Source organism: Streptomyces colwelliae (assembly GCF_048158785.1).
GTDB lineage: Bacteria > Actinomycetota > Actinomycetes > Streptomycetales > Streptomycetaceae > Streptomyces.
The window spans coordinates 1-7,854 of record NZ_JBLTJC010000443.1; the positions used below are offsets into that span (position 1 = coordinate 1).

A 7,854-nucleotide genomic window follows, 5' to 3' on the forward strand; every position below is an offset into this window, starting at 1 on the left:
CGGTGGGCCGGTGGACGGCGGGGGAGAGGGGCCGTAGGGCAGCGGCCGGGTCGAGGACGTCGTACTCGAGGGTCGTCCCGGCGGACGACGCGACCGGTGTCGCGCGCATCTCGGCGTGGGTGCCCGGGACGAGCAGGGCGAGCAGCAGCACGAGGGCCCGCAGCCAGGCGCGGCTGCGGGGGAGGTCTCGTGCGCGGCTCACCCTCGTGCTCATGGAAGGTCATCTCCCAGCGGCCGTACGGCGTTCATCGCGGCGGGCGCGTAAACCGCCCGCACGGCCTACCGACGACGTTCACAGGGACTGGGGCACCTTCTTGGCGTGGCTCCTCATCCGGACGCCCGTGACGATCTCGACGACGCCGACCGCGACCAGCCAGATGCCGCAGACGAGGGTGAGGACGGCGACCGAGCGGAAGGGGGAGTCGATCAGCACGATGCCGGCGAGGAAGGTGACGATCCCGAGGAAGATCTGCCAGCCGCGCGCGGGCATCGCCTTGTCGTGCACGGCGGCCAGGGTCTGGGTGATGCCCCGGATCAGCCAGCCGATGCCGATCCACAGGGCGAGCAGCAGGATCGACTGCATCGGCCCGCGGAAACAGAACAGGCCCAGCACGATCGACAGCGCGCCGCTGATGAACGCCAGTACGCGCAGCGAGGTCGCCCGGTGCGTGCCGAAGGCGGCGACCAGTTGGAAGACGCCGCTGATCAGCAGATAGACGCCGAAGAGGATGCCGGCCGCGAAAAGGGACGCGCCGGGCCAGACGAGGACCAGCACGCCGAGGATGAGAGAAGCGACGCCGGTGAACAGGACGACCTGCCAGGCGGCTTTGGAGAGGGCGAAGAGGGGCCCTTCGAGTTCCTGCTCGTCGTGCGGGGGCCGCGGTGCGCGGGGAGCGTGGGCGCTGCGGTCGTCGTACTCCGGGCCCCAGGGGCCGCTCGGTGCCTCGGTCATGTCCCATGTTTTGACCGGGCGTGGACAGCCCGCCACTCGGGCGGGCCACCTGGCTGACGGGTTGTCGAGGTGACTAGCTGACGGGTTGTCGAGGTGACTACTTGCCGCCCGCTGCCTTCGCCGCCTTGGCCGCGGCCTTCATCTCCTGCTTGTGGGCGCGGACCTTGGCCAGCGACTCGGGCCCGGTGATGTCGGCGACGGAGCGGTAGGACTTCGCCTCGCCATAGGCCCCGGCGGCCTCGCGCCAGCCCTTCGGCTCGACCCCGAGCTGCTTGCCGAGCAGGGCGAGGAAGATCTGCGCCTTCTGCTTCCCGAACCCGGGCAGCTCCTCAAGCCGCTTGAGCAGCTCGGCTCCCGTGCCGACGCCCTCCCAGACGCCGCTCGCGTCCCCGTCGTAGTGCTCGACGAGGTACTGGCACAACTGCTGGATCCGCTTGGCCATGGACCCGGGGTAACGATGCACGGCAGGCTTCTCGGAGAGGAGCGCGGCGAATTCCTCGGGGTCCCGCGCCGCGATCTCGTGCGCGTCCAGGTCCTCGGCACCGAGCCGGTCCGCGATGGTGCGAGGCCCTTTGAACGCCCACTCCATCGGCACTTGCTGATCGAGCAGCATCCCCACCAGCGCGGCGAGCGGGGAGCGGCCGAGGAGTTCGTCGGCCTCGGGGTCCTGGGCGAGGTGAAGGGTTGCGTCCATGGGTCGATGATGGCGCGTCCGGGGGCGGGATGCCTCCCGGTACGAGGGCGGGCTCAGGACGCCCGCCAGTACCCCAACGCGTGCACCCGCTCCCGTCGTACGCCCAGTTCCCTGCGTACGTACGACGACAGCCCCCGGGTCGTCGTCGTGTCGCAGGTGATCCAGACGTAGGGGTCGGGGGTGGCCTTCAGGAGGTCGGGGAGTTCCGCGCGTACGCGGTCGGTCAGTTGGCCCCGGGGGTGATGGCGGACCTCGTGGAGGGGCGGGTCGGTGCGGAAGGGGAGGCTGTCGGACTCACCCTCGAACCAGATCGTCGCCGGGACCTTCGAACCGACCGTATTCAGCAGGGAGTTGATGGCGGGCAGCGACGCCGGGTCGCCGATCGCGAAGAGGTGGGAGGGGGCCGGGTCGGGCGTCTCGAAACCCGTGCCCTGGACCGTCGCCTCGATCGTGTCGCCGGGCTTGGCCGAGCGGGCCCAGTCGCTCGCGCGGCCTTCGTGCAGGGCGAATTCGAGGCCGAAGGTGCCGGCCGCCGGGTCGGGGTCGACCAGGGTGTACGCCCGCTGGTGCGGCCTGCCGGCGTTGTCGAACCAGAGGCGGACCCACATCGTCGGGTGGACGCCGGTCGCCGCGAGCATGCCGCCGTCGGTGAGGCGGAGGCGGCGGTAGCGCGGGGTGACGTCCTCGGCCCTCGTCACGGTGAACTCGAAGTCCTTCGCGCGCAGCAGCTTGAGAACCGCGCCCTCCCAACCGCGCCCCTGCACCATCGGCTCTTCACCCTCCGCGTACGCTTTCCCATCAGTAACTAAGGCAAGGCTAACCTAAAAAGCTGCCTGGAAACAGGCAGTCTTGGTACAGGCAGTCTTGATACAGAAGGGCCACAGGGTGACGACCGAGATCTACCGCGATGCCTGGGGAATCCCCCACCTGCGCGCCGGCACCGCAGACGGACTCGCCCGCGCCCAGGGCCGCGTCACGGCCCTCGACCGCGCCTGGCAGCTGGAGGTCGAACGGCATCGGGCGCAAGGCACCTCGGCGGCCTTTCTCGGTACCGCCGCCCTGCCCTGGGACCTCTTCGCCCGACGCGTCCGCCTGGACGACACGGCCAGACGTTGTTTCGCTGCGCTGGAGGAGCGGGACCCGGAGACCGCGCGCTGGGTCCGGTCGTACGTCGATGGGGTCAACGAGGGGCTGGAGGCGGGCGTCCCGGCCCCGGAGTTCGCCAAGTCCGGCCTCATCCCCGGCCGTTGGGAGCCCTGGACCCCCCTCGGGGTCTGGCTCGCCACGCACATTCTCTTCGCCGGGTTTCCGGCCAAGCTCTGGCGTGAGGAGGCGATACGGCATCTCGGGGCGGACGCCGTCGGGCTGTTCGCCACCGACGGGCCCGGTACCTCCGGCAGCAACGGGTGGCTGGTGAGCGGGGAACGGACCACGACCGGGCGGGCGTTGCTCGCCGGTGATCCGCACCGCTTCATCGAGGACCCCGGCGTCTACCAGCAAGTCCACCTCTCCTGCCCGGAGTTCGACGTCGTCGGCCTCACTGTGCCCGGCGTCCCCGGTATCGCCCACTTCGGGCACACCGGCACCGTCGCCTGGGCCATCACCAACGCCATGGCCGACTACCAGGACCTCTACCGGGAACGGTTGCGCCGCACCGGCGCCGGCGTCGAGGCCCTTGGCCCGGACGGTGGTTGGCGGCGCGCGGCCCGGCACACGGAGACCATCGAGGTGGCCGGCGAGGAGCCCGTCGAGGTCGAGGTCATCGAGACCGAACGCGGGCCCGTCGTCATCGGCGGGCCGGAAGGGCTTGACGGAGGCATCAGCGAGCCGGCCGGCGTCCCGCCCCTCGCCGTCAGCCTGCGCTATCCGCCCCGCGTCACCGACGACCTCGGCTTCACCGTGCTGCTCCCCCTCCTCCGCGCCCGCCAAGTCGCCGATGTGGACCGGGCGTTCGACGACTGGGCCGAACCCGTCAACGTCGTCCAGGCCGCCGACACCGAGGGCGGACTGCTGCACCGGGTCGCGGGCAAGGTGCCGTCGCGCGCCGAGGCCAACCGCACCCGGCTCGTCCCCGCCTGGGAACCCGGCCATGAATGGCAGGGCTGGCACGAGCCGCCCCGCGGCCGCCTGACCGACGACGGCGTCGCCGTCATGGCCAACCAACGCGGCCCCGCCACCCCGCTCGGCGTCGAGTTCGCCCCGAGCCACCGCGCCGACCGCATCGCCGAGTTGCTCGCCGGGCGCGAGAAGTGGTCCGCCGCCGACATGCCCGCGATCCACATGGACACCCATCTCGGCTCCGCCGCACCCCTGTTGGACCACCTGGCCGCCCTCACCGACCTCACCCCTGAGGCATCCGCACTCCGCGACCGGCTGCTGACCTGGGACCGCCGCATGGACGCCGACAGCACCGACGCCGCCGCCTACGCGGCCGTGCGCGGCGCGGTCGTACGACGGCTCGTGGCGCACCCGGCGTTCGCCGCGCTGGCCGAACCGCCCGCGTACCCGGAGGTCTTCCTGCCCTGGCTCGGGCTGCTCCCGCGTGTCGCCTTCGCGCTCGAACACCTGCTGAGTGCACGGGAGTTGTACGGCATCGACCGCCCGGAGACGGTACGGGCGGCGGTCGAGGAGGCCGCCGCCCAGCCGACCGGTATGTGGGGTGACACCCATCGCCTCACTCCTTGGCGGGCGTCCGGCGGGACCCCAACTCCCGGGCCCGGCCTGTCCGGTGACCACGACTGCGTGCTGTGCACCTCCGCCGTGCCCGGGTTCACCGATCTGAGCGCGCGGGGCCCGGCGGCCCGGTTCGTGTGGGACCTGGCCCGGCGGGAGGACAGCCTGTGGGTGGTGCCGTTGGGGGCGTCCGGGGTGGCCGGTTCACCGCACCACCGCGATCAACTGCCCTTGTGGCTCAAGGGAGATCTGGTTCCGGTGATCACCGACTTCAGCCGCCTCGAACCCGAACCCGAACCAGGACCCGCACCTGAATCCAGCCCCGGCCCCGAACCCGGCACCCCCGTTCGCGAGCCCGTCCACGCACAACACGTCGACGGCTTCGGCACCGTCCACGTCCGCCCCCTCGACCCCGTCGCCGACGCCGCGACGATCCACCGCTGGGTCAGCGGGCAACGGGCCGCGTTCTGGGGCATGAACGGCCTCACGCAGGTCCAAGTCACCGAGATCTACGCCCACATGGACACCCTCGACACCCACCACGCCCACCTCGTACTCCGCGACGCCGAACCCGTCGGGCTCCTCCAGACCTACGACCCCGCCGCCGACCGCGTCGGCGACTGCTACGACGTACGGCCCGGGGACATCGGCATCCACCTCCTCCTCGCGCCCGCCGGACCGGACGGCGAACAGCCCGGCTGGTCGGCGGCGCTGATGGGCGTCCTCACCTCCTACGTCCTGCTCGGTCTGGACCGGCACCGGGTCGTGGTCGATCCGGACGTGCGGAACGAGAAGGCGATCGCGCGGTTCCTGCGGCAGGGGTTCGTGGCGGGCCCGAGGGTCGTCCTGCCGGAGGTCGACATCCCGGACGTGTTCATCCCCGAGAAGCACGCTCAACTGGCGTTCCTCCCTCGCGAGGTGGCCTTCCCGTAGCCTGCCGAGGTGACCGGAGTGACCCCAGAAGACCTCGTCGCCCACTACGGCCTGGAGCCGATCCCCCGCGAGGGCGGCCTGTTCCGCCGTACCTGGGCGGGCCCGGAGCGGCCCGACGGCCGCCCGGAGGGCACCGCGATCGTCGCCCTGCTGACAGCGGCGGACTTCTCGGCCCTGCACCGCCTGCCCGGCGACGAGGTCTGGCACTTCTACCTCGGCGACCCGCTCGAACTCCTGCTCCTCGCCCCGGACGGCACGTCGAGCACGGCGGTCCTCGGCCCGGACGTACGGCACGGCCAACACGTCCAGTTCACCGTGCCCGGCTCCACCTGGATGGGGGCGCGGGTGGTGGCGGGCGGCGCCTGGACGTTCTTCGGCTGCACGATGGCACCCGGCTTCACCTACGACGGCTACGAGCACGGCGACGCGGGCGAGTTGACCGCCCGCTACGCCCGCACCCCGGCCGAGGCCGCCCGCATCACCGGGCTGTGCCGCCCGTGAGCGGCCTGCTGGAGGGCCAGTTCGCCCTGGTCACGGGCGCGAGCGGCGGCATCGGCCAGGGGATCGCGCTGCGGTTCGCGCAGGAGGGGGCGGCGGGGGTCGCGGTCCACTGTCGTACGGCGGTGGAGGCGGCCGATGAAGTCGCCTCCCGCGTACGGGAGTTGGGCGCCCGAGCCGTCGTACTGCAAGCCGATCTGACCGACGAGGACGCCTGCCGCGGACTGGTCCGCGAGGCGGCCGAATGGGCCGGCGGACGGCTCACGGCACTGGTCAACAACGCGGGCGTACAACCGACGCAACCCCTGCCCGGGATGACGGCGGCGGACTGGCGGACGGTCGTCGACACCAACCTGACCAGCGTCTTCGCGTGCACACAGGCGGCGGCCGAGGTGATGGGACACCACGGCGGGGGCGGCACGGTGACGCACATCGCGTCCATCGAGGCGAGCGCCCCCGCCGCCCTCCACGCGCACTACGCCGCGTCCAAGGCCGCCGTCGTCATGCACGCGCGGTCGGCGGCCCTGGAGTACGGCCCGTACGGCATCCGCGTCAACACGGTCTCGCCCGGTCTGATCGACCGGGACGGGCTGGAGGCGGCCTGGCCGGACGGGGTGCGGAGGTGGCGGGAGGCGGCGCCGACGGGGAGGCTGGGGCGGCCGGAGGATGTCGGGGACGCGTGCGTCTTCCTGGCGTCCTCCCTCGCCTCCTGGATCACCGGGCACGACCTGGTCGTCGACGGCGGCGTGACGGCGCGGCCCACATGGTGAGTCGTAGGCGCCGTACGTCCGTACATAACCCGAGGCCTGCAAGTCCGAAGACGGAGATGTGACGTGCGCCGACGACGGAATGAGGGACAGGGTTTTGGACACGACGGAGGCGGCGGCGGAGGCTGCGGACGGGGTGCCCGGCGAGGAGTTCAAGGGCTGGTGCTGCTGGGCTCCCTGCTGGTCCTGCTCCTCCTCGGCACTGCGGGCACCGCGTCCGCGCACGCCGCCCTCGAATCCACCGACCCCGCCGACGGCAGCGTCGTCAAGTCCGCCCCCCGCTCCGTCACCCTCACCTTCTCCGAGTCCGTAGCCCTGCTCGACGACTCCTTCCGCGTCTACGACCCCGACAACCGGCGGGTGAAGACGAGTTCGGCGCACCACGCGAAGGACGCGGGCGACACGGCGAGCGTCACGCTCCCCGCCAAACTCGGCACCGGCACCTTCACGGTCGCCTGGCGCGTGGTCTCGGCCGACAGCCACCCGGTCTCGGGCGCCTTCACCTTCTCCATAGGCAAGCCCTCCGCCACGACCACCCCGATCACCACGGCCCCGACCGAGGACCCCCTCACCGCCAGCCTGTACGACATAGCCCGCTACTTCGCGTACATAGCCGCGGCCCTCCTCATCGGCACCGCCACCTTCGTCACCCTCTGCCGCCCCCCGAACCCGGCCGTCCTCAACAAGCCGATCCTGACGGGCTGGTGGACCCTGCTGGCGGCGACGCTGGCCCTGCTCCTCCTCAGGTCCTCCTACGAGGCGGGCACCGGCCTGGCCACGGCCTTCGAGCCTTCCGCGCTCCCGAAGACGCTGACGTCCCGCCCAGGCCTGGCACTCGCGGCCCGCCTGCTCCTCCTCGCCGCAACAGCCGTATTCCTTCTACGACTTCGGGGGCGGGAGCGGTTCGGACGGCCGGCCCTGGGGACGGGTGCCGTCCTCGCGGTCGGCCTGGCGCTGACCTGGGCGTCGGCGGAGCACGCGTCCGCCGGGATCCAGGTGCCGGTGGCGATGACCTCGGCGGTGCTGCATCTGCTCGCGATGTCGGTGTGGCTGGGCGGCCTGACGGCCCTGCTCACCGTCCTCTACCGCTCGCCGAACCTCGACGCGGCCCCGGTGGCCCGCTTCTCCCGCCTCGCCTTCGCCTCGGTCACGGTCCTGGTCGTCACCGGCGTCTACCAGTCCTGGCGCGGCCTCGGCTCCTGGAACGCCCTCACCGGGACGTCGTACGGCCGCATCCTGCTCGTGAAACTCGGCGCGGTGGTGCTGCTGCTCGCGGTGGCGGGGTGGTCGCGACAGTGGACCGGGCGGATGGTGGGGGCGGAAGTACGGGTCCGGGT

Annotated in this window: 7 protein-coding genes and 1 pseudogene; 4 read left to right on the forward strand and 4 right to left on the reverse strand. The window is 72.0% G+C overall.

The window, feature by feature from the left end:
• The 4 genes and pseudogenes from ACNFOC_RS46990 to ACNFOC_RS47005 form a co-directional block, all read right to left on the reverse strand.
• Window positions 1–214, reverse strand: a pseudogene (locus tag ACNFOC_RS46990) (hypothetical protein); the annotation flags it as partial.
• Window positions 215–292: 78 nt separating this feature from the next.
• Entirely contained in the window at window positions 293–952 is a 660-nt protein-coding gene (locus ACNFOC_RS46995) for an HdeD family acid-resistance protein (protein WP_416965129.1), read from the reverse strand.
• A gap of 97 nt (window positions 953–1,049) precedes the next feature.
• Complete coding sequence (locus tag ACNFOC_RS47000; RefSeq protein WP_416965130.1) at window positions 1,050–1,646, reverse strand: HhH-GPD-type base excision DNA repair protein; 597 nt, start codon at window positions 1,644–1,646, stop codon at window positions 1,050–1,052.
• 53 nt (window positions 1,647–1,699) lie between these two features.
• Entirely contained in the window at window positions 1,700–2,413 is a 714-nt protein-coding gene (locus ACNFOC_RS47005) for a siderophore-interacting protein (RefSeq protein WP_416965131.1), read from the reverse strand.
• A gap of 118 nt (window positions 2,414–2,531) precedes the next feature.
• Between ACNFOC_RS47005 and ACNFOC_RS47010 the strand changes: the two genes are divergently transcribed.
• The 4 genes from ACNFOC_RS47010 to ACNFOC_RS47025 form a co-directional block, all read left to right on the forward strand.
• A complete protein-coding gene (locus ACNFOC_RS47010; protein ID WP_416965132.1) occupies window positions 2,532–5,252 on the forward strand; it encodes a GNAT family N-acetyltransferase in 2,721 nt (906 codons plus the stop codon).
• An 18-nt stretch (window positions 5,253–5,270) separates the two neighbouring features.
• Complete coding sequence (locus tag ACNFOC_RS47015) at window positions 5,271–5,753, forward strand: cupin domain-containing protein (RefSeq protein ID WP_416965133.1); 483 nt, start codon at window positions 5,271–5,273, stop codon at window positions 5,751–5,753.
• Complete coding sequence (locus tag ACNFOC_RS47020; RefSeq protein ID WP_416965134.1) at window positions 5,741–6,520, forward strand: SDR family NAD(P)-dependent oxidoreductase; 780 nt, start codon at window positions 5,741–5,743, stop codon at window positions 6,518–6,520. The genes ACNFOC_RS47015 and ACNFOC_RS47020 overlap by 13 nt, the downstream gene beginning before the upstream one ends.
• Before the next feature lie 159 nt (window positions 6,521–6,679).
• The coding region (locus ACNFOC_RS47025) for a copper resistance CopC/CopD family protein (RefSeq protein ID WP_416965135.1) at window positions 6,680–7,854 on the forward strand (1,175 nt) is incomplete at its 3' end.